The 22,415-nt window shown below is 54.2% G+C and carries 24 protein-coding genes; 12 read left to right on the top strand and 12 right to left on the bottom strand.

Annotated elements, in window-relative coordinates; translation table 11 throughout:
* Positions 1-77: 77 nt before the first annotated feature.
* The 4 genes from frr to rpsB all read right to left on the bottom strand — a co-directional run bounded on the left by frr (position 78) and on the right by rpsB (position 3,371).
* Positions 78-635: a ribosome recycling factor gene (gene frr, locus HZS79_RS14670; protein WP_162219166.1), complete on the bottom strand. Its 558-nt coding sequence runs from the start codon at positions 633-635 to the stop codon at positions 78-80.
* A gap of 4 nt (positions 636-639) precedes the next feature.
* Positions 640-1,413: a UMP kinase gene (gene pyrH, locus HZS79_RS14665; protein WP_162219167.1), complete on the bottom strand. Its 774-nt coding sequence runs from the start codon at positions 1,411-1,413 to the stop codon at positions 640-642.
* 122 nt (positions 1,414-1,535) lie between these two features.
* Complete coding sequence (tsf, locus tag HZS79_RS14660) at positions 1,536-2,405, bottom strand: translation elongation factor Ts (protein WP_162219168.1); 870 nt, start codon at positions 2,403-2,405, stop codon at positions 1,536-1,538.
* 216 nt (positions 2,406-2,621) lie between these two features.
* Positions 2,622-3,371 (bottom strand): 30S ribosomal protein S2, encoded by a 750-nt coding sequence (gene rpsB / locus HZS79_RS14655; RefSeq protein ID WP_162219169.1) that lies wholly within the window; start codon positions 3,369-3,371, stop codon positions 2,622-2,624.
* 333 nt (positions 3,372-3,704) lie between these two features.
* Here rpsB and map point away from each other — a divergent pair, with 333 nt between their 5' ends.
* The 7 genes from map to HZS79_RS14620 all read left to right on the top strand — a co-directional run bounded on the left by map (position 3,705) and on the right by HZS79_RS14620 (position 11,504).
* Positions 3,705-4,496 (top strand): type I methionyl aminopeptidase, encoded by a 792-nt coding sequence (gene map / locus HZS79_RS14650; RefSeq protein ID WP_179928228.1) that lies wholly within the window; start codon positions 3,705-3,707, stop codon positions 4,494-4,496.
* A complete protein-coding gene (locus HZS79_RS14645; protein ID WP_162219171.1) occupies positions 4,496-7,171 on the top strand; it encodes a [protein-PII] uridylyltransferase in 2,676 nt (891 codons plus the stop codon). Before map ends, HZS79_RS14645 begins: the two co-directional genes overlap by 1 nt.
* Positions 7,172-7,297: 126 nt before the next feature.
* Entirely contained in the window at positions 7,298-8,494 is a 1,197-nt protein-coding gene (gene dapC, locus HZS79_RS14640; protein WP_179928227.1) for a succinyldiaminopimelate transaminase, read from the top strand.
* 33 nt (positions 8,495-8,527) lie between these two features.
* Complete coding sequence (locus HZS79_RS14635; RefSeq protein WP_162219173.1) at positions 8,528-8,875, top strand: Spx/MgsR family RNA polymerase-binding regulatory protein; 348 nt, start codon at positions 8,528-8,530, stop codon at positions 8,873-8,875.
* 58 nt (positions 8,876-8,933) lie between these two features.
* Positions 8,934-9,959 carry a 2,3,4,5-tetrahydropyridine-2,6-dicarboxylate N-succinyltransferase gene (gene dapD / locus HZS79_RS14630; protein WP_162219174.1) on the top strand — a complete coding sequence of 342 codons (1,026 nt, stop codon included), beginning with the start codon at positions 8,934-8,936 and terminating at the stop codon, positions 9,957-9,959.
* A complete protein-coding gene (gene dapE / locus HZS79_RS14625; protein ID WP_162219175.1) occupies positions 9,946-11,118 on the top strand; it encodes a succinyl-diaminopimelate desuccinylase in 1,173 nt (390 codons plus the stop codon). The genes dapD and dapE overlap by 14 nt, the downstream gene beginning before the upstream one ends.
* Positions 11,115-11,504, top strand: a complete 390-nt coding sequence (locus HZS79_RS14620) for a hypothetical protein (protein WP_162219176.1) — start codon at positions 11,115-11,117, stop codon at positions 11,502-11,504. Before dapE ends, HZS79_RS14620 begins: the two co-directional genes overlap by 4 nt.
* An 85-nt stretch (positions 11,505-11,589) precedes the next feature.
* Here the strand turns inward: HZS79_RS14620 and HZS79_RS16900 are convergent, their stop codons facing one another.
* A complete protein-coding gene (locus HZS79_RS16900; RefSeq protein WP_162219177.1) occupies positions 11,590-12,132 on the bottom strand; it encodes a cold-shock protein in 543 nt (180 codons plus the stop codon).
* 124 nt (positions 12,133-12,256) lie between these two features.
* Between HZS79_RS16900 and HZS79_RS14610 the strand changes: the two genes are divergently transcribed.
* Positions 12,257-12,505 (top strand): SlyX family protein, encoded by a 249-nt coding sequence (locus HZS79_RS14610; protein WP_162219178.1) that lies wholly within the window; start codon positions 12,257-12,259, stop codon positions 12,503-12,505.
* A 27-nt stretch (positions 12,506-12,532) separates the two neighbouring features.
* Here HZS79_RS14610 and ald read toward each other — a convergent pair whose 3' ends face one another.
* The 7 genes from ald to radC form a co-directional block, all read right to left on the bottom strand.
* Positions 12,533-13,651 carry an alanine dehydrogenase gene (gene ald, locus HZS79_RS14605; protein WP_179928226.1) on the bottom strand — a complete coding sequence of 373 codons (1,119 nt, stop codon included), beginning with the start codon at positions 13,649-13,651 and terminating at the stop codon, positions 12,533-12,535.
* Positions 13,652-13,865: 214 nt separating this feature from the next.
* The gene (locus HZS79_RS14600) at positions 13,866-14,300 is read right to left on the bottom strand and encodes an acyl-CoA thioesterase (RefSeq protein WP_179928225.1); all 435 of its coding nucleotides are present in this window, start codon (positions 14,298-14,300) and stop codon (positions 13,866-13,868) included.
* A 59-nt stretch (positions 14,301-14,359) separates the two neighbouring features.
* Complete coding sequence (locus tag HZS79_RS14595) at positions 14,360-15,550, bottom strand: class I SAM-dependent methyltransferase (RefSeq protein WP_162219181.1); 1,191 nt, start codon at positions 15,548-15,550, stop codon at positions 14,360-14,362.
* 80 nt (positions 15,551-15,630) lie between these two features.
* Positions 15,631-16,458, bottom strand: coding sequence for a bifunctional DNA-formamidopyrimidine glycosylase/DNA-(apurinic or apyrimidinic site) lyase (gene mutM / locus HZS79_RS14590; RefSeq protein ID WP_162219182.1), 828 nt, complete (start codon positions 16,456-16,458; stop codon positions 15,631-15,633).
* A gap of 188 nt (positions 16,459-16,646) precedes the next feature.
* Complete coding sequence (rpmG, locus tag HZS79_RS14585; protein WP_009098622.1) at positions 16,647-16,802, bottom strand: 50S ribosomal protein L33; 156 nt, start codon at positions 16,800-16,802, stop codon at positions 16,647-16,649.
* Between the two features lie 25 nt (positions 16,803-16,827).
* On the bottom strand, positions 16,828-17,064 hold the full coding sequence (gene rpmB, locus HZS79_RS14580) for a 50S ribosomal protein L28 (RefSeq protein ID WP_162219183.1): 237 nt from the start codon (positions 17,062-17,064) through the stop codon (positions 16,828-16,830).
* A gap of 251 nt (positions 17,065-17,315) precedes the next feature.
* Positions 17,316-17,990: a RadC family protein gene (gene radC / locus HZS79_RS14575; protein WP_162219184.1), complete on the bottom strand. Its 675-nt coding sequence runs from the start codon at positions 17,988-17,990 to the stop codon at positions 17,316-17,318.
* Positions 17,991-18,141: 151 nt separating this feature from the next.
* Here radC and coaBC point away from each other — a divergent pair, with 151 nt between their 5' ends.
* The 4 genes from coaBC (at position 18,142) to argB (ending at position 22,394) form a co-directional block, all read left to right on the top strand.
* Complete coding sequence (gene coaBC, locus HZS79_RS14570; RefSeq protein WP_179928224.1) at positions 18,142-19,455, top strand: bifunctional phosphopantothenoylcysteine decarboxylase/phosphopantothenate--cysteine ligase CoaBC; 1,314 nt, start codon at positions 18,142-18,144, stop codon at positions 19,453-19,455.
* Positions 19,452-19,913 (top strand): dUTP diphosphatase, encoded by a 462-nt coding sequence (gene dut, locus HZS79_RS14565; RefSeq protein ID WP_162219186.1) that lies wholly within the window; start codon positions 19,452-19,454, stop codon positions 19,911-19,913. Before coaBC ends, dut begins: the two co-directional genes overlap by 4 nt.
* Positions 19,914-19,949: 36 nt before the next feature.
* Entirely contained in the window at positions 19,950-21,338 is a 1,389-nt protein-coding gene (locus HZS79_RS14560; RefSeq protein ID WP_179928223.1) for a phosphomannomutase/phosphoglucomutase, read from the top strand.
* Positions 21,339-21,494: 156 nt separating this feature from the next.
* Positions 21,495-22,394 carry an acetylglutamate kinase gene (argB, locus tag HZS79_RS14555; protein WP_162219188.1) on the top strand — a complete coding sequence of 300 codons (900 nt, stop codon included), beginning with the start codon at positions 21,495-21,497 and terminating at the stop codon, positions 22,392-22,394.
* Positions 22,395-22,415 lie beyond the last annotated feature (21 nt).

Below are 22,415 nucleotides of genomic sequence, written 5' to 3'. Positions count from 1 at the left end.
CAAAGATCAGTCATAGTAAAGCCAAACGGTGGCTCACGGGCAGGGAGACCTGCCCGTGGCTAGATGAAAGCAGGTCGTTATACCTGCATTAGATCCTGTTCTTTTGCGGCAAGCGCCTTATCAATTTCGGCGATATATTTATCTGTCAGCTTTTGGATTTCATCTTCTCCCTGACGCTGATCGTCTTCGGTAATCTCTTTGTCCTTCAACAAGGATTTAAAATCACCGTTGGCATCACGACGCACGTTACGCACCGCTACGCGTGCATGCTCAGCTTCGCTACGTGCCTGCTTGATGTACCCTTTGCGCGTTTCCTCCGTCAACATGGGCATGGGCACACGAATAACGTTACCAGCGCTCGAAGGGTTAAGCCCTAGGTCGGAGGTAATGATAGCCTTCTCAATCTTAGGCACCATGCCCTGCTCCCAAGGAGAAACCGTCAGCGTACGAGCGTCTTCAACGTTCACAGACGCCACTTGGCTAAGCGGCACTTGACCACCATAATAGTCGACGGTGACGGTATCTAAAATACTAGGATGAGCGCGCCCGGTACGGATCTTATTAAAGTTACCGTTCAGCGCCTCAACACTTTTCTTCATGCGAGAATCTGCATCTTTCTTGATGTCATTGATCACGTTATTACCCTCTGTCTATCAGCGTGCCTTCCTTGCCCCCTACTACTAAATTCAGCAGGGCACCAGGCTTGTTCATATCGAATACCCGCACCGGCATATTATGGTCACGTACCAGGCAGATTGCGGTCAAATCCATTACGCCCAGCTTTTGCTCCAGGGCATCATCATAGGAGAGCTGGTCATATTTCACTGCATCGGGGTACTTCACTGGGTCTTTATTGTACACGCCGTCCACTTTGGTCGCCTTGATCACCACATCCACATCGACTTCGATGCCTCGCAAACAGGCTGCCGAGTCGGTAGTAAAGAAGGGATTACCCGTACCAGCGGAAAACAGCACTACATCACCCGACGTCAAATAACGAATGGCAGTGCGGCGGTCGTAGTGCTCAACCACACCACTCATGGGAATCGCTGACATTACCCGCGAACGTATATTGGAGCGCTCCAGCGCATCACGCATCGCCAAGGCATTCATGACTGTTGCCAGCATTCCCATGTGGTCACCCGTCACCCGATCCATGCCAGCTTCATTTAACGCTGCGCCACGGAACAGATTACCACCACCAATTACGATCCCCACCTGAACACCGATACCGACCAACTGGCCGATTTCTAGCGCCATACGATCCAACACTTTCGGATCAATACCAAAATCATGTTCACCCATTAGCGCTTCGCCAGACAGCTTTAGCAAAATACGCTTGTATTTTGATTTTGATTTCTCAATTTTGCTGGCACCAGCACTGGGGGCGGACTCTTGAACATCGCGTGACATGGCATCTCTCCTGAAGCTGACCTGAACACAGGTGGGCGTGACGACCCCTCAACTTTCACAGGGGCCGGATACACGAAGGCGTGCGCTCGCGCGCACGCCATCTTTTTCTAGAACGTCTGACCTTAGCGACGGCCAGCCTGTTCCATAACTTCTTTAGCAAAGTCGACTTCTTCTTTCTCAATGCCTTCGCCCACTTCAAAGCGAGTGAAGCTAACCACTTCACCACCAGCGGCTTTGACGAACTCGGCAACGGACTGGTTCGGGTCTTTAACGAACGGTTGTTCGGTCAGACTGTTCTCGGCCAGGTACTTCTTCAGGCGGCCTTGAACCATTTTCTCAGCAATCTGCTCAGGCTTACCGGCCATGTCCGGCTGGGCCAGAATAATCGCTTTTTCTTTATCCAGCTCTTCTTGCGGCATGTCTTCTGGGTGCGCAACCGACGGATTGATCGCTGCAACGTGCATAGCAACGTCTTTAGCAGCTTCCGAGTTACCACCCGTCAGAACGGTCAAAACGCCAATACGGCCACCGTGAACATATTCACCGACCAGACCGCCTTCAACAGCGTTCACAACAACGGCACGACGCACACCGATGTTCTCGCCGATTTTCTGCACTAGCTGCTCACGAGTAGACTCGAGATCACCCGCCATTACCGCAGCAACGTCTTCATTTTTCGCCGCAAAGAACGCATCTGCGATCTTGTTGGTGAAAGCGATGAAGTTGTCGTCACGGGCAACGAAGTCAGTTTCAGAGTTGATCTCGACCATTACGCCGTAGCTACCGTCTTCAGCTACGCGAGTAACAACGGCACCTTCTGCAGCGGTGCGGCCCGCTTTTTTCGCGGCTTTTAGACCAGAGCTTTTACGCAGGTTCTCGATTGCAACTTCGATATCACCGTCGGCTTCGGTGAGTGCTTTTTTACACTCCATCATGCCAAGACCGGTACGTTCGCGCAGTTCCTTAACCTGAGAGGCGCTGATAGCTGCCATGAGTTTTCACCTCGGAAATGGTTCTAGCTGAGAGTTAAACGCCCCACATAGTATAGGCTCGGCAGATGACCGTTGCGTATCACTTTGTAGAACGCTTGCCGGCATTGAGCATCCGGCATATTCGGCCCGCCTGGGCATAACCAAAGCGGGAAAAGGGGGCGTAAGCCCCCCTCTTAACACGATGCGGCTCACTTGCCCGCCGCACCACTGCAGCCGTTACTCGGCAGCAGTACCGGTGTCGGCAGAAGCGGCTTCTTCAGTCACTTCAACAAACTCATCCGGACGACCTTCTTTCGCACGACCACACGCGTCAGCAATGGCTTTCACGTAGATCTGGATAGCGCGAATAGAGTCATCGTTGCCCGGGATCACGTAATCAACGCCATCTGGGTTAGAGTTAGTATCGACAACGCCAATAACGGGGATACCCAGCTTGTTGGCTTCGTTGATCGCGATGCGCTCGTGGTCAACGTCGATAACAAACAGTGCGTCCGGCAGGCCGCCCATGTTCTTGATACCGCCGATAGAGCGCTCAAGCTTATCCTGCTCACGCGTCGCCATCAGGACTTCTTTCTTGGTCAGCTTCTCGAACGTACCATCTTCGCGCATTGTTTCTAGGTCACGCAGACGCTTGATGGACTGACGAATGGTCTTGAAGTTGGTCAACATACCGCCCAACCAGCGATGGTTAACGAACGGCTGGTTAACGCGATTGGCTTCTTCTTTGATGATCTTGCTAGCGCTGCGCTTGGTGCCAACAAACAAAATTTTGTTGTTGGATGCCGCCATCTTCTCAACCACGTCGATCGCTTCATTCAGCGCCGGCAGGGTGTGCTCGAGGTTGATGATATGAATCTTGTTGCGCGCGCCGAAGATGAACTTGCTCATCTTCGGATTCCAGTACTTGGTTTGGTGACCGAAGTGAGCGCCTGCTTTCAGCAGGTCACGCATATTAACGTGAGACATGGTAAAACTCCTGAAACTCGGGTTAGGCCTCCACGCACCCCATGGATCCGACCAGTGACATCGTTAGACGTTGCCAGCGGCACCCGGGACCATGTGCCGGTGCATGTGTGTTTTCAAGGCTTGCTGTTTTAGCAACACCGTGTATGCGTTGCTGTTTAATTGCCCTTCTGCAGATGACCGACCCATAAAGAAGCATCGGATGGCGATTGCAGGAAAGCGCGCGGCTTTATACCATAGATCATTACTAAGATGAAGTCGCAGCCTATATTACGATCTTAATTTGCCGCTCATCATTGCCGTTCGCCACTTACCTAGAATCTACATCGAGAATTCATGAACGTTCCTATCAAGACGCCTTCTGAAATCGAGAAAATGCGCGAAGCCGGGCGTCAAGCCGCCAGCGTCATTGAAATGATCACTCCCCAGGTCAAGGCGGGGATATCTACGGGTGAAATTGATCGCCTGTGCCACGATTTCATTGTTAATAATTTAGGCTCTACACCAGCACCACTGAATTACCATGGTTTTCCGAAAGCGACCTGCACGTCGATCAACCATGTGGTCTGCCACGGCATTCCCGACGATGCCAAAAAGCTTAAAAATGGCGACATCATGAACCTGGATATCACTGTCAGAACCACTGACGGCTACCACGGTGACTCCAGCGTGATGTTTGTCATCGGCGATACAATTCAGGGCGAGCGCCTGTGCCGCATCACTCAAGAATGCTTGTATAAAAGCATTGAGCTAGTGAGGCCTGGCGTACGCCTCTCGGAACTTGCCCGTGCCATTCAGCAGCACGCTGAAGCACACGGCTATTCTGTTGTGCGTGACTTTTGCGGCCATGGCATCGGTGCCGACTTCCACGAAGACCCGCAGTTCTTGCACTACGATGGCTATGCACCGGATGCCGACATCCGCCTGGAAGCAGGCATGTGCTTTACTATCGAGCCGATGATTAATGTAGGTGGCTATAAAACCAAGGTACTGCGCGATGGTTGGACAGCGGTCACTAAGGATCGCAGCCTGTCCGCCCAGTGGGAGCACACGCTGCTGGTCACGGAAACAGGTGTTGACGTGCTGACCGCACGCAGCGACGAAGACCTTAGTTTTTTGAACCGCTGATGCTTCTTCACCACTACCGGTTCGAGCCGGACACCACGCTGTATGATCTCGATTTATTTCGCACCGAGCTGGCGGGGTCACGCTCCCCCATTGCGCCATTTAAGGCAGCGCTGCGGGAGCTTCAGGCCAGGCTAGATGAGCAGTTTCGTGCAGGAGCAGATATACGCAATCTGGTTCGCGGTCGAGCGTGGTACCTTGATCAACTACTGGCTATCGCCTGGGCACAGCACGACTGGCCTGACGATGGCGTTGCCCTGGTGGCAGTAGGCGGCTATGGACGCGGAGAGCTTCACCCACACTCTGACATCGACCTCTTGCTGCTGCTTGAACATGATGATGACACTCCTTACCAGGAGTCACTAAGCGCATTCATTACTTTTCTTTGGGATATCGGCCTTGAAATTGGCCACAGCGTCCGCTCACTTAGCGACTGCGAGCGGGAAGCTGAAGCCGATGTTACCGTGATGACCAACCTGCTTGAATCACGGCTTATTGCTGGCCCCAAACGCCTTCGAAAACAGATGCGCGAGCGTCTTAGCGCTAACCAAATTTGGCCCGCTGATCGTTTTTTTGAAGCGAAATGGCAGGAACAAATTACCCGCCACTACCGTTACAACAACTCTGAATACCACCTGGAACCCAACCTTAAAAGCTCGCCCGGCGGGCTGCGCGATATTCAAATGATCGGCTGGGTAGCAAAGCGTCATTTTGGCACTGAGCACTACGCTGACATTGTCGCCAACGGTTTTATGAATGATGCTGAGCTACGCATCCTAAGCCAGGGTCAGGCCTTTTTATGGCAAGTGCGCTACGCCCTGCACATGCTTACAGATCGCGCGGAAGACCGCTTGCTATTTGACCATCAGCGCACCATTGCCGAAATGTTCGGCTTCAGGGACACCCCCGAGCGCCTAGCGGTCGAACAGTTCATGAAGCGCTACTATCGGCATGTGACTGCCCTGGCCGGGCTCAACGATATGCTGTTGCAACACTTTGACGAGGTCATTCTGCGCGGCAAAGAGGCGTTGGAAACCGTCAAACTAAACGAGCGCTTCGAAATCAAGGGCGGCTATATCCAAGTGCGCTCACGCAGCCTCTTTCGTGAGCGCCCTGCGGCCATGCTGGAACTGTTCCTGCTAATGGCCAAACACCCGGAAATAGAGGGCGTACGTGCGGACACGATTCGCTTGATTCGTGACCATCGCCATCAAATTGACGACCATTATCGAGAAGACCCACGCCATCAGCGGCTGTTCATGTCCATTTTGCGGGCACCAGGCAATGTTCCTCGCCAGCTACGGCGCATGAATCGCTACGGCATTTTAGGCAAATACCTGCCTGAATTTGGCCGTGCGGTGGGGCTAATGCAGCACGACCTGTTTCATATATACACGGTTGATGCCCACACCCTGCGTTTGCTGAAGTTTTTACATGGCTTTCGTAAGCCGGATGCCAAAGATGACTTCCCCGTCGCGGCAACGCTTATCCACCAGTTACCCAAACTAGATTTACTCTGGATTGCAGGCCTATTTCACGACGTTGGCAAAGGCCGGGGTGGTGACCATTCAGAGATTGGTGCTCGCGACGTAGAACAGTTCTGTCAACGCCACCACGTCTCCCAGCACGATACCAACTTAGTGCGCTGGTTAGTGGAGCATCATCTACTGATGTCGATGACCGCTCAAAAGCGTGACATTAGCGATCCTGACGTGATTCGCGACTTCGCCCTGACAGTGCGCGACGAAACTCGCTTAGACTACCTCTACGTGCTCACCGTCGCTGACATCAACGCCACCAATCCAACACTCTGGAATGGCTGGCGAGCATCGCTATTGCGCCAGCTCCATGCCGAAACCAAGCGTGCCCTTCGACGGGGGTTAAAAAACCCGCCCGACCGAGATGACTGGGTGCGTGAAACACGCACTGAAGCTCGTTCGTTACTGCAAACCGTTGGTGTAGACAGCACGCAGATTGATCCGCTATGGGAGTCCCTCGGCGAAGACTACTTTCTGCAGTACGCTCCAAGCGAAATTGTCTGGCAGACCCAAGGCATTCTCGCCCACCAACCATCTGCCTTACCTCTGGTCTTAATTAGCGCCCCCACCGCCGATATGGCAGAAGGCGGCACCAAGGTGTTTATTCACACCCGCTCGGTGGATGATCTATTTGCTGCCACCGCCGCCGCCATGGAGCAACTTGGCCTATCCATCCACGATGCCCGTATCGCGACCTCTCACAACAACTGGACGCTAAATACCTTTATTGTGCTGGATCATTACGGCCAACCTATCCGTGACCCCGAGCACATTGAAGAGATGCGCCGTCACCTCGTTGAAGAACTGGACGATCCAGACGACTATCCCGATATCGTTACTCGTCATACGCCACGACAACTGAAGCACTTCAAAGTACCCACCGAGGTAGTGATTGAGCAGGATCCTGCTAACGAACGCACCCTGTTAGAGCTGACCGCTCCGGATCGCCCTGGTTTACTGGCTCGTGTAGGTCGCATTTTTATGGAACAGGACATCGCCCTCTCGGCGGCAAAAATTGCCACCTTAGGTGAGCGGGTTGAAGATGTTTTCTTTATCACCACCAAGTCAGGTGAGCCGCTTACCGACTTAGCTCGGCAGCAGCAGCTTCGCGAACGACTTATCGAAGTGCTCGGCGTGTAAGCATTTAAATAAACCAAGCCCTGGTGGTTAAGTTTGAGGTAGCACCAGGGCTTGCCTATAATCGGCGGCCTAGCTTGCCGTTTTACGGACATTCAGCACCGCCTTTAGGCAATCAACGGACACGCCATGAATCCCGATCTGAACGCCCTGCACCCCTATCCGTTTGAAAAGCTAGCCGCACTAAAGGCGGCGCTTGTGCCACCGGCGGGGCTTGAACATATTCCTCTGACCATTGGGGAGCCTCAACATGCCCCTTACGCGGGAGCATTGGAAGCATTGGTAGCCCATCAATTAGAGATGGCCCGCTACCCAGCCACCAATGGCTTGCCCGCCCTACGCGAAACGATTGCCCGCTGGGCAACGCAACGCTTTGCCCTTTCTGGATTAGATGCGGAACGCCAAGTACTGCCGGTTAACGGCACCCGAGAAGCGATTTTTGCGTTTGTGCAAGCAGCACTGGATCGACATCGCCCAGCCAAGGTCGCCGTACCCAACCCCTTCTATCAGATTTATGAAGGAGCTACCTTACTGGCAGGAGGCGAGCCGCTTTACTTAGACTGCACAGCTGACAACGACTTCCGTCCTGATTTTTCGGCAGTAAGCGCAGCGACTTGGCGCGATGTACAAATCGTATTTATTTGCTCTCCGGGCAACCCAACGGGTGCCGTCACACCACTTGCAGAATTCAAGCAACTGATCGCGCTGGCCGATGAGCACGACTTTATTATCGCCTCCGATGAGTGTTACTCAGAGCTATACCTGAATGAAAACACACCACCGCCCAGCCTACTACAAGCGTGCGCGGAGCTTGGCCGTGATGATTACCGGCGCTGCGTGGTGTTTCATTCGCTATCTAAGCGCTCAAACTTGCCAGGGCTACGCTCCGGCTTTGTGGCGGGTGACGCAGATCTTCTCACGCCGTTTAAGCGCTACCGCACCTATCACGGTTGCGCAATGTCGCTGCCGCTTCAGCACGCGTCTATCGCCGCTTGGCAGGATGAAGCCCACGTTCGCGCCAACCGAGATGCTTACCGCGAAAAATTTAGCGCAGTGACCAACGTTCTGGCTCCGGTAATGAGCTTCCCCACGCCAGAAGCAAGCTTTTACCTGTGGCCAGCGGTGCCAGGCGGTGATGATATCGCCTTTACCCAACGGCTATTTAGCGAGCAACACGTTAGCGTCTTACCTGGCAGCCTCATGGGCCGCCCAGGGCAAAATGGCCATAATCCCGGCTCGGGTCGAGTGCGCTTAGCATTAGTGGCGGAGCTTGCGCCTACACTTGAAGCAGCGGAGCGACTTCGCCAACTGGTTGAGCGCGGCTAAACACTGCGCACACGATTTATTCAAGGAGGTTGTATGCTGACACTCTATATCATCAACACATGCGATACCTGCCGCAAGGCACGCAAAGCGCTTGAAGAGAAAGGCATCCCCTTTAAGACCCATGACCTGCGTAAGGATGGCCTGTCAGCCGGCCTGCTTGAACACATTCTTGAACGGGTGCCGCTGTTAGATGCGCTTAATAAGCGCAGCAAAACATGGCGTGACTTACCACAGGAAGAAAAAGACAGCTTGGATGCGACGTCTGCCCGCAGGCTATTGCTTGAACAGCCTACGCTGCTCAAAAGGCCGCTGCTAGAGGTTGATGACGACACTATTTTAGTGGGCTACCGCGACGGCGATTACGACTCACTCAGTGGCTAACATACCACTGAGCCCTAATAACTGATTGTGAATCACAAACTTTAAAGGAAGACGCGTTATGCTGAGCTTCGCGCTTGGAATCGGCACTCAAAACACCCAGGGCGACTGGCTGGAAATCTACTACCCCGCCCCGCTGCTCAATCCCGCAGACAGCTTAGTCGCTGCCGCTAAAGAGGCGTTAGACGCCCCAGCAGGCAATGCGCCGGTCAGCTTCCTGCCCGAAGACTGCACACGCTTAGCAAAAGCACTGGAAGCCGCAGGCCACTCTGAGCAGGCTGCGCTCGCTGAGTCATTTGCCGCTAGCCAGCGCCCGTTGGTCGCCATGTTCTTAGAAAGCGATCAAGCACCGCAAACCGCTCCTGAAGTTTACTTAAAGCTGCACCTGCTCTCCCACCGCTTAGTCAAGCCTCACGGGCTGGATCTAACAGGCATGTTTGGCCTGCTGCGCAATATCGCCTGGACCAATGAGGGCGCGATTGATATCGAAGAACTGCCTGCCCGTCGCCTAAAAGCTCGCTTAGCTGGCCGCGCGCTATCCGTTGACTGCGTCGATAAATTCCCCAAAATGACCGATTACGTGGTCCCCACCGGCATCCGCATCGGCGATACCGCTCGCGTGCGTTTGGGTGCCTACCTGGGAGAAGGCACCACCGTAATGCACGAAGGCTTCGTCAACTTCAACGCAGGCACGGAAGGTCCAGGCATGATTGAAGGGCGTATTTCCGCAGGCGTCATGGTCGGCAAAGGCTCAGATCTAGGTGGTGGCTGTTCCACCATGGGCACACTCTCTGGCGGCGGCAATATCATTATCAAGGTAGGCGAAGGCTGCCTGATTGGTGCCAATGCTGGCATCGGCATTCCATTAGGTGACCGCTGCACCGTAGAAGCGGGCTTGTATATTACCGCGGGCTCGAAAGTTACCCTGCTCGACGACCAGAATCAGGAAGTTAATACCGTGGCAGCACGCGAGTTAGCAGGCCAGGATGACTTATTACTGCGCCGCAATTCGCAAAACGGCCGTATTGAGTGCCTGACCAATAAAAGCGCTATTGCGCTGAACGAGGCACTGCATGCCCATAACTGAGCCTGAAACACTGTCGCCCACGTTGCAGCTCGCGTTCGAACTGCTTAGCCGAGCGTCGGTAACGCCGGATGACGAAGGCTGCCAGGACCTTATGATCGAGCGCTTATCGGCGCTCGGTTTTCATATCGAGCAACTACCGTTTGGCGATGTTAAAAATTTCTGGGCAATAAGAGGCCATCATGGTCCCGTATTAGCCTTCGCTGGCCACACTGACGTCGTGCCCAGTGGGCCTCATACGAACTGGGAATTTCCGCCGTTCGAGCCATGTATTGATGACCACGGCATGCTCTGTGGACGTGGCGCGGCAGACATGAAGGGCAGCCTAGCAGCAATGCTCACCGCCGTTGAACGCTTTGTCACCGCCAACCCAGAACACGATGGCCGCATTGCGTTTTTAATCACGTCCGATGAGGAAGGCCCTGCCGTTGACGGCACCCGCGCCGTGGTTGAGTATTTACGCGAGCGTAACGAGCGTTTGGATTACTGCATTGTTGGTGAGCCCTCTTCGACCTCTCGACTGGGCGATATGATTAAAAATGGCCGTCGCGGGTCACTTGGCGGCGTGCTGCATGTTAAAGGGGTGCAAGGTCACGTGGCTTATCCGCATCTTGCGCGCAACCCTATTCACCAAGCGATGCCCGCCATAGATGCGCTGGTTAACGAACACTGGGATGCAGGAAATGACTTTTTCCCTGCCACCAGCTTCCAGGTATCTAACTTTCGCGCGGGCACAGGCGCTACTAACGTGATTCCAGGTGAAGTGGAAGTCGTCTTTAACTTCCGCTACTCCACTGAAGTGACCCACGAAACGCTAAAAAGCCGCACCGAATCGATTTTGGATAAGCATGGCCTGGAGTACCACATCGACTGGACGCTCAACGGCGAGCCATTTCTAACCGCAGAGGGCGAGTTAGTCGATGCCGCCATTCGCGGCGTAGAAGCCATTACCGGCGAACGCCCTGCGCTTTCGACCAGTGGTGGCACCTCGGATGGCCGGTTTATTGCGACGCTTGGTGCCCAGGTCGTAGAACTTGGCCCTCTCAACGACACCATTCATAAAGTAAATGAGCGCGTGCGCGCCAGCGACCTTGATGAGCTCAGCCGCATCTATGAAGCCACGCTTCAAGCCCTGTTAACGGATGACGAGGTAAGCGCATGATGGAGCGGTTTCCAGATATCGAAGTTTACCTGGCACGCGTAGCGATTGACGACGTTAACGCATGGCTACGTGAAGCACTAAATGCACCGCCACTGAGCCCTACGGGCAAAAACAAATGGAAGACACGCGGTCACTACCAGGGCGAAGCGGTGCCGGTACTGCTCGTGGATAACGCCGCCGATGGCTTTGCCAGCCTGTGGTTCGATAGCTACCACACCCCATGGCATACCGACCAGGAGTGCGCACAGTACGCTGCCGAGGCACTGCAGACCGAGGTGCGCTGCTCGCTGGGCGGCTGGCACCCAGGCGATGACCCTGACCGTTTCTGGCAGGTATTGCCAGGCGGCCAGGAAAAAGCTATCGAGTGGCCTGACTCAGGCCGTTAAACGCACAAGACCCCGCTTAGCGGGGTCTTGTGTTTGGGGCAGTTAACGATGCCAGCGCTATTCAGTAAAAGTGACTTAATAAAAGCTACTCAATAATACTGACGTCATCTGCCTGCAAGCCACGGTCGTTTTTAATCACGTGATAACGGACAATCTGACCCTCAGCAAGCATACGTGGGCCTCGTCCCCGGATCGCGCGAAAGTGAACAAACACATCCTCGCCATTATCTCGGGTAATAAAGCCGTAACCTTTATTGGTATTAAACCACTTCACTTCACCCTCTTCACGCCCATCATTGGGGTCGATGATATCTTCCTCTTCATCATCTTCCATATCAGGCGCGGCTTGAGGCTGACGTGCAACGGGCTTAGCTCGGGCAACATCGGCCTTTACTACCATGGGCGGTGCCAAAGCAGCAGCCGCTAAGGTGCCGATAAACAACGCGATAAAACACCCCAAGGCAGCGGCTATATACACACCACTAACCCCGCTAATGGCAAGCTCAGCCAACCACTGCTCTGCAAGCGGTGCATTCGTTAAATGAACAATCCCCGCCAAAAGAAGCGGCGTGGGGGCGGCAAGTAAAACACTGATGAAGAAACAGCGAAAAACAACTTTTGGATTCATAGATGATAAAAGCTCTCTTGTTGTATGGGTAACAGACGAAGGACAATACTCGGCCAACTAGGCCCATTCCTAATATTACCGAGCATACTACATAGTACATGCTGCATAAGGTGACGATATTATCATGACAAACGAATTATCGCCTGCTGAGCTAACTCAACTTCTTGAATCCTTAGAGAGTCGATTGGCCTACCAGGAGCACTGGCTAGACACCCTAGACCAAGCAGTTGCCCAGCAAGAGCGCCGACTAGAAAAGCTGGAGCAGCTGAGTACACTGATGCGCGACCGCTTGCGCGAGCAGTATCAGGCACTCCAAGCGGGGGATTCCCAAGGCGATACCCATCCTGAAGACGAAGTACCGCCCCACTACTAATTGACGTACCTCTTATGGCAACGTCGCTTATAAAGACACAATGCTTGCTGGGTCGACGCTCTCAAGCCCAAAGGCGTCGGCGACAGCTTGGTAAGTCACTTGTCCATTATGGACGTTGAGCCCCGGCAGGAAGTGCGGGTCGTCTTTAAGCGCCTGCTGCCAGCCTTTATCCGCTAACGCCAGCACAAACGGCAACGTGGCATTGGTAAGGCCTAAGGTAGAAGTACGCGCCACCGCGCCAGGCATATTGGCCACGCAGTAATGCACGATGCCATCGACAATGTAGGTCGGCTCGGCATGCGTGGTGGGCTTGCTGGTTTCAAAACAGCCCCCCTGGTCAATGGCAACATCCACCAATACACTGCCGGGTTTCATATCAGCCAACATGGCACGGGTAATCAGCTTAGGCGCAGCGGCCCCGGGAATGAGTATCGCCCCAACGATCATATCGGACTCTTTAGCAGCTTGATCAAGGGCATCCGCCGTCGAGTAGACCGTTTTGATACGTCCCTGATAACGATCATCCAGCACCTCTAACCGGGCAATCGACTTATCCAGAATCGTCACCTCGGCTCCCAACCCTAGCGCCATACGGGCTGCGTTTTCACCGACCACACCACCGCCAATCACGGTCACCTTGCCAGGCGCGACACCCGGCACGCCTGGCAGCAACACCCCAGAGCCGCCTTGGGCTTTCTCCAGGCTATGTGCGCCTGCCTGAACCGCCATGCGTCCAGCGACCGTACTCATCGGCGCAAGCAGTGGTAAGCCACCTTTTGCATCGGTAATGGTTTCATAGGCAATGCAGGTAGCACCGCTGGCCATCAGCCCTTGAGTTAATTTTTCCTCAGCGGCCAAGTGCAAATAGGTAAACAGCGTTTGGTTGGCGGTTAGACGAGCCACTTCTTCGGCTTGAGGTTCTTTTACTTTGAGAATCAGTTCGGCGCTTTTCCACAACGCGTCTACATTAGCTTCCACCTGGGCGCCTGCGACTTCGTAGTCGCTGTCGCTAAACCCGGCTCCTTCTCCTGCAGTTGCCTGCACGCTTACCGAGTGGCCACGCCCTACTAGCTCCCGTGCACCTGTCGGAGTGAGTGCCACCCGATACTCATGGTTTTTGATCTCTTTTGGGACGGCGATTTTCATTAGCGTTTTCCTTCTCTATTGATTCTTAGTGCTAAATCGTCAGTGGTAAGCGGTAAACCGTAAATAAGCACTCTTAAACAAATTACAGCACAGCCAACGCCAACCACCACCCCAAGCAAGAAAAACAAAAAAAACGCCAGCTAAGGCGTTTTTTAGAGAAAAATCTAGCGACTGAGAAAAAACAGCGAAAAAATCGACCTTATTTCATCATTAGCTACTCAGCCACCACGGCTGCCCCGTAAATGCGCTGGTACTCATCGGGCAGGCGCTTAGGGCGCCCGCTGGTAAGCGCCACGCAGGCAAATCGAGTACGGGCATTGAGCAACGTTCTGCCATCGCTCACGCGCTTCAGCTGAAATCGGCGAGCCAAACTAAAACGACCATCGCAGGCAACAATCCAAGTCGCCAGTTGCAACTTATCATCGATAAAGGCGGGCGCCAGGTAGTCCAGCTCATGGCGCTGAACCACCATAGCCCGATCAAGCTCACGGTAACGTTCGAGAGATAACCCCAGGGCTTCAGAGTGGACCCAACTGATCTGCTCAGCCCAGCGCAAATACTCGCTGTTATTGACATGCTGGTAAGCGTCAATCGCCTCTTGGGTCACCTGGATATCAATCACAAAGGGATCCGGTAACACCCACTCCATGCCACTGCTCCTTGTCTATTAACCACGCATCCGACAACACGCTTGATTTAATCGCGGGATTAGTCGCGGAAAACTCGAACACCCAGCGCTTTTAGGTATGAGGTTTCAGGAATTGCCGGGTGAACCGGGTGATCGGGCCCCTGATGGCCCTGGAAAATCACCTGACCGTGACGGTCTTGGTGGCGAACAGCGCCACGCACCACATCAACCAAGCGTTCAGGCGCGAGGTGCATGGAGCACGAGGCCGATAGCAACAAGCCATCGCGGCCCAGCAGACGCATCGCCTCTCTGTTCAAACGGGCATAAGCGCGCTCACCGTTGGGAATATCTTTACGCTTTTTAATAAACGCGGGCGGATCCAGGACAACCACATCAAACTGTTCGCCGTCGGCTTTCAGCGCCGCCAAGGCTTCAAAGGCATCGCCTTCACTCACCGCGACTCTCTCCTGCACGCCGTTTAGCTCGGCGTTGCGAGCCACCTGCGCCAGCGCTGGGCCAGAGGCATCAACACATAGCACCTCAGAAGCACCATTAACAGCAGCTTGAACACCCCAACCACCCACATAGCTGAATACGTCCAGCACTCGCTTTCCAGCCACCTGCTTATTCAGCCACTCGCGATTAACGCGGTGATCAAAGAACCAACCCGTTTTCTGGCCGTTGAGCACCGGCACCACAAATTGGGCGCCATTCTCTTCTAGCAAGACCTCATCGGGAAGCGTGCCTTTGACCACTTCAACGTGAGCCTCCAGCCCTTCCTGGCGACGGCCACCCGTATCATTACGGAACACTATTGCGCTGGGCTTTACGACCTTTTCCAGCGCATCAATAATCTCATCCGCCAGGGCCTGCATACCTGCTGTGTTCAACTGCACCACCAGCACATCGCCAAAACGATCGATCACCAACCCAGGCAACAGGTCGCCTTCGCCGTGGATCAAACGATAGAACGGCTTATCAAACAGGCGCTGACGCAGCGCCAGCGCCTGATTAAAGCGGTGTACGAACAGCGAACGGTCCAGGCGCATTTCTGGGTCACGCGACATCACACGCCCACAAATCAATGAATGAGGGTTGATGTAGGCCACCCCAAGGATTTTGCCGTTAGATGCTTCGACAAGTGCAGACTCACCCGCCGCGAAATTTTTCAGCGGCGTCTCTTTGATATCGACTTCATTAGAGTAGATCCACAGATGACCCGCTTTCAGGCGACGATCAGCATGTTTATTCAGGCGCAGGCGTTGAGTCACAACAATCTCCAAAAGAGCAATCTTACAAAGCACATAGGCGCTGCAAGCATAAGCAAAACAGTGCGTAGCGAGCGCGGCCGCTAACGCTGACAACCAGGACAGAAAACGCTGGCTCGTTGACCAAGCGTAATACGACGTAGTTCAACGCCACAGCGCAGGCAGGGCTGCCCATGGCGACCGTATACATTCAGCTGCTGGGCAAAGTAACCTGGCTCACCCTGGCCACTGACAAAATCTCGTAGTGTGGTGCCGCCCTGGGTAATCGCAGCGGCCAGCACTTCTTTAACCGCAACGGCCAACTGCTGGTAACGAGCCAAAGAAATACGCCCTGCCGCACGCCGAGGATCAATACCCGCCATGAACAGCGCTTCGGCAGCATAAATATTGCCCGCACCCACGACCACGCGGTTATCCATCAAAAACGGCTTTACCGCGACACGCTTATTTCTCGATGCGTTATATAGCCAGCGGCCGTTAAACGCCTTATCCAGTGGCTCAGGGCCAAGATGCACAAGGCGAGAGTCCTGACTGCCATCGCCCTGCTGCCAGTCAACAAAACCAAAACGCCGCGGGTCGTGGTATCGCAATATGTGGCCGCTGGACATGACAACATCAACATGGTCATGCTTTTTAGGCAAATCACCGACCCTGGCAATGCGTAGGCTGCCTGACATCCCCAAGTGCCACAACAGTGTGACCTCACCATCAGGCGTCGCCACGGGAATCTGCAGATACTTAGCGCGGCGCTTTAATTCACCTACCCTAGCACCAACCAGTCGCTCGGCTAAATCATCGGGCACCGGCACACGTAACCGAGGTTGACGCACAAGCACCTCGGTAATTTCCTGCCCTTCTAAATAGGGCGCAATGCCACGCCGCGTCGTTTCAACTTCAGGCAATTCGGGCATCATGAGAGCCTATGATGACAGCACAGTGACAGACACTCGACAGTTACATTGCTACCCCAGGATGCTATCGCATGGGCAGCACTCACTATCTGGTATGCAAAAACTATCAGGCATGCAAAAACCCGGCTGAGGGCCGGGTTTTTCAGCAGGCATGCACCTGCCATGAAAGCCGATCATTGTAATCGCAATTACTTGATCTTGGCTTCCTTGTAGATAACGTGCTTACGGACAACCGGGTCGTATTTCTTGAATTCGAACTTATCCGGTGTATTCCGCTTGTTCTTATCGGTGGTGTAGAAGTGACCCGTACCGGCACTTGACACCAACTTGATCTTATCGCGCATGGTTTAACTCTCCCAAAATACAGTCTTAGATGGCGTCGCCGCGCTTACGGATATCAGCCAGAACCGTGTCGATACCTTTCTTGTCGATGATACGCATACCCTTAGAGGAAACGCGCAGCTTGACGAAGCGGTTTTCAGATTCAACCCAAAAACGATGGGAATGAAGGTTCGGCAAGAAACGACGACGTGTCTTACGCTGGGAGTGAGAAACGTTATTACCAGTTACCGGACGCTTGCCGGTAACCTGACATACTTTGGACATGAGAGCCTCCAACCGCTTGGCGAGTTGTTCAAAACTGTCGGGCAAACCGGAGCAGGGAGGGAGTCGACGCAGTTAATCGCCAAGCTGTACCCAAATCCGTTATTCAACCCAAGTTTAAAGGTGGCACTTTATACCAGAGCACCCAGCTATCAGCAAGCAAAACCACCCAAAAAGGCCAAAAAAGGCGTTTTTTGACCAATTAACTTAGACAAACGACGATGACGTGATGCCATACCGCTTTCTTTAAATGCTTATAGCCAGCCGCGCTCGGCAAACGAAACCACGTTACCGTCCCCCACCACAAAATGATCAAGTACCCGCACATCGAAGAGTGCGAGGGCATCTTTTAGGCGCTCGGTAATACGTCGATCGGCATCGCTTGGCTCAGCAACACCCGATGGGTGATTGTGAGCCAGGATGACAGCGCCAGCGTGCAATTCGAGCGCACGCTTGGCAACTTCGCGGGGGTAAACGGATGCACTATCTAGGGTACCGCGAAATAGGGATTCATAGCGAATAATTCGGTGCTGCGTATCTAAAAAAAGCACGGCAAACTCTTCATGGCCTAAATGACGCAGCTGAGAGCTTAAGTAATGACGTACCAATGCCGGCGATGTCAGCGCATCCCCGCGGGCAAGCTGGCTCGCCATATGGCGCCTGGAGAGTTCAAGGGTGGCCTGAAGCTGTGCAAACTTCGCGCTACCAAGCCCTTTGGCAGCACAAAACTGATCTTGATCTGCTTCCAAGAGCTGCCTTAAACCACCAAAGCTGGTCAGCAGGTCTCGCGCCAAATCTACCGCAGAGCGCCCTTTCACTCCTACCCGTAGAAAAATAGCTAGGAGCTCCGCATCAGAAAGCGCCTGCACACCCATGTGTAATAGTTTCTCTCGTGGCCGCTCACCTTCAGGCCAGTGATTAATCCCCATCGCCGCCTCCCTGCACACCTCTGATAGCACCGTCCGCGTTTGCTATTGCGCACCCTACCAGGCTTTTCCAACTGTTGTCTGAGCATGCCAAAATAACCAGCCAAATGGTATGGTACTCACCTTTAACAAACGCTACATGGGACTGCCCATCATGGCCTTATTATCGCCATCTCCGTTAACGCCGCTTGCCGGTAAGCGCCTGCTCCTTGGCGTCAGCGCCGGTATTGCGGCCTATAAAAGCGCGCTGATTGTTCGGTTACTGAAGCAAGCGGGCTGCGAGGTTCGGGTGGTCATGACCGAAGGCGCTCAAGCGTTTATCACGCCGTTAACGCTTCAGGCGCTTTCTGGAGAGCCGGTACGCACCTCGCTGCTTGACCCTGAAGCGGAGGCAGGCATGGGCCATATTGAGCTAGCTCGGTGGGCGGATGCTGTACTGATAGCCCCAGCAACAGCCGACCTGATCGCACGATTGGTACATGGCATGGCTGACGATCTGCTGACCACCCTGTGCCTAGCCTCTGAAGCCCCCAAGTTGATCGCGCCGGCGATGAACCAGGCCATGTGGCGACACCCAGCGACCCAGCGCAACGTCACTCAGTTAGCCAGCGATGGCTGGCAGCTGATTGGCCCAGCTGCTGGGGATCAAGCTTGCGGCGATGTAGGCCCAGGGAGAATGAGCGAGCCAGACGATATTTTCAGCGCCTTAGCCCGGCATTTTGCGCCTTGCGCTGCAGTGCCCACCAGCCAAGCCCCTAGCAACGCTCCTCATATAGTTATTACCGCCGGCCCCACCCGCGAGGCACTGGACCCCGTGCGCTACCTATCCAATCACAGCTCAGGGAAGATGGGTTACGCGCTAGCCGCGGAAGCAGCAAACCAGGGGGCACGGGTAACGCTGATAAGCGGCCCAGTGAATTTACCCACCCCTAACGGCGTTGAGCGGATTGATGTGGAAACCGCCGCACAGATGCACCACGAAGCATTAACACTAGCGCCTCATGCTGCCCTATTTATTGGCTGTGCTGCAGTAGCCGACTACCGCGCCGCCAGCGCTGCCGAGCATAAAATCAAAAAAACCGATGACAGCGATACGCTAACGCTAACGCTGGTCAAGAATCCTGACATCATTGCCGATGTTTCCGCGCTGCCTGCCACGCAACGCCCTTTCGTAGTGGGCTTCGCCGCCGAAACCCAGGATGTGGCACGCTACGCCGAAGACAAACTGGCCCGCAAAGGCCTAGATATGATCGTTGCCAACGACGTCTCCCAGCAGGGACTTGGTTTTGGCAGCGATAACAATGCTGCCGTGCTGCTTTGGCGCTCAATGGCGGGAACCGATCAACTGGAAGCCCCTCCCCAGGCCAAAACGCAGCTAGCGGCGCTGATTATTCGTCATGCACTATCACTACTACCTTCTCAATTACCTTCTCAATCACCCTCCCAATCCCCTGGAGCATTATCATGAGTGGTTCTCGCCCACGCCTGCAGTGCAAAGTATTGGATGAACGCTTGCACGACTACCTCCCCTCTTACGCAACGTCAGGCTCAGCGGGCATGGATTTGCGAGCACTGCTGGATGAACCACTGGTGCTTGCTCCTGGTGACTGTCAGCTCGTGCGAACAGGCCTTGCCATTTACATAGAAGATCCTGGCTTAGCAGGCATGATCTTGCCGCGCTCCGGGCTAGGTCATAAGCACGGTATCGTGCTGGGCAATCTCGTCGGGCTCATCGACTCTGATTACCAGGGCGAACTGATGGTATCCGTGTGGAACCGTGGCCAAAGCAGCTTTACGTTATCGCCCTTTGAGCGTCTCGCTCAGTATGTCGTTGTCCCTGTCGTGCAAGCGGAACTTACCATTGTTGATACCTTTGAAGACTCCACTCGCGGCAGCGGTGGTTTTGGCAGCACAGGCAGCCAATAAGCCAAGCGCTGTTTTATCGTATACCTAGGAGCGACCATGAACGTACCTGCGTCGATATTTCGTGCTTACGACATTCGCGGCATTGTGGGCGATACGCTGAGCGAAGCCACCACCGAGCTCATTGGTCGCGCCGTTGGCTCTGAAGCCGCCGCGCGGGGCGAGCAAACGGTGGTGGTTGCACGTGACGGGCGACTTTCTGGGCCGCGTCTGCAAGCAGCACTGATTCGCGGCCTAACAGCCTCAGGACGAGACGTTATTGATATCGGCATGGTACCCACACCCGTGCTTTACTTCGCCACTCACACACTGCCTGAAAGCTGCTCGGGGGTAATGCTAACCGGCAGCCACAACCCGCCTGACTATAACGGCTTCAAAATTGTCTTAGCGGGCGAAACGCTTTCTGGCGATGCGATTACTGCGCTCTATGAGCGCATCCAAGCAAACGACCTAACCAGCGGCGAAGGCAGTGTTCACCAGCACGACCTGCGCACGGCATACCTTGAAAGAATTATTAGTGACATCCAGATTGAGCGCCCACTGCGCGCCGTGGTGGACTGTGGCAACGGGGTCGCCGGAGAGCTTGGCCCGCTGCTTATCGAGCGCCTGGGGGTAAAAACGACCCCACTATTTGCCGAAATTGACGGCAACTTCCCGAACCACCACCCCGATCCAGGCAAACCTGAAAACCTGCGCGATTTAATCAACAGCGTTAATGAAACGGGTGCCGATATTGGCTTGGCCTTTGACGGCGACGGCGACCGCTTAGGGGTTGTCACGCCACGTGGCCGCATGATCTACCCTGACCATCTATTGATGGTATTCGCGGCAGATATGCTGTCACGCACCCCAGGCGCCAAGGTGATCTTCGACATCAAGTGCACCGGCAACCTGGCTCGGGTTATTAGCGAGGCTGGCGGCGAACCTGAAATGTGGCGCACTGGGCATTCGCTAATCAAAGCGCGCATGCGGGAAACCGGCGCTGAGCTAGGCGGTGAAATGAGCGGGCATATTTTCTTTAAAGAGCGCTGGTATGGCTTTGACGACGGCCTCTACGCCGCAGCCCGCTTGCTTGAAATTCTAGCCCATCACCCCGGCAGCGCCGATGAACTGTTTGACCAATTTCCGCAAGATATTGGCACCCCGGAAATTAATATTCCGGTGGCTGATGAAGAAAAATTTGCGCTGATCAAGAAGCTTGCCAGAGAGGGCGACTTCGGCGAAGGTATCAAGACCACCATTGACGGTATTCGGGTGGACTATACCGATGGCTGGGGACTTTGCCGAGCCTCGAACACCACACCTGCACTAGTGCTACGATTTGAGGGTAGCAATGCTGCATCGCTTGCCCGTATAAAAGAGCTTTTCGCCAGCGCGCTATCGAAGGTTGCGCCAGCACTTACTATCCCCGAAACCTCAACTGGGTGAGTAACAGAGAAACCACGCCAACAGAACGTGCGACATAATTAAAACGGCAAATAAAAACGACAGATAACACGCCGCATGGAAAAGCCAATGCTCGCGCTGTAATAGCAGTCGCGATAAGCGTCAGTAGCGACGGAAAAAAGCAAAAGGGACAACGTCATGAGTTCAACTAGCCGCGACCCCCAGGTCGTTGTGGAGGTACTGTCAGAAGCCCTCCCCTATATCCAGCAGTTTTCAGGTAAAACGGTTGTTGTTAAATATGGCGGCAACGCCATGACCGAAGACACCCTGATCGATTCATTCGCGCGTAACATCGTGCTAATGAAAGAGGTCGGCATTAACCCAGTCGTCGTCCATGGGGGTGGGCCACAAATTGGCAGCCTGCTGGAAAAACTGAATATCGAATCGCGCTTTGTGAACGGCATGCGAGTTACCGACTCCCAAACCATGGACGTTGTGGAGATGGTCTTGGGAGGACTGGTCAACAAAAGCATTGTTAACCTAATCAATCAAAGCGGCGGCAAGGCCATTGGCTTGACCGGTAAAGATGGCGCACAAATTCGCGCCCGCCAGTTGAAAGTAGAGCATCAAAGCCCTGAGATGACCGTGCCAGAAATCATCGATATTGGCCACGTCGGCGAAGTAGAATCCATCTCCACCGACCTCATCGAGATGCTGGCGGCCAGAGACTTCATCCCAGTAATTGCCCCCATCGGCGTTGACGACAAGGGAAACAGCTACAACATCAACGCTGACTTAGTAGCAGGCAAACTTGCCGAGGCACTGAATGCCGAAAAGCTAATGCTGCTAACCAATGTTGCTGGCCTGATGAACAGCGAAGGAGAGGTGCTAACTGGGCTAAGCACAGCTCAAGTAGACGCCTTGATTGCCGATGGCACGATTTATGGTGGTATGTTGCCAAAAATACGCTGCGCGCTGGATGCAGTAAAAGGCGGCGTCAACAGCGCCCATATTATCGATGGCCGCGTACCTCATGCCGTACTGCTGGAAATCTTTACCAATGCCGGGGTAGGCACCCTAATTACTGACGCTAGTTGATCGCGACGGAGGACTAACGTC

The organism is Vreelandella zhaodongensis (assembly GCF_013415115.1).
Classification (GTDB): Bacteria; Pseudomonadota; Gammaproteobacteria; order Pseudomonadales; family Halomonadaceae; genus Vreelandella; species Vreelandella zhaodongensis.
Note: the sequence above shows the minus strand (reverse complement) of the source record. Positions and strands in the feature narration are given on the sequence as shown.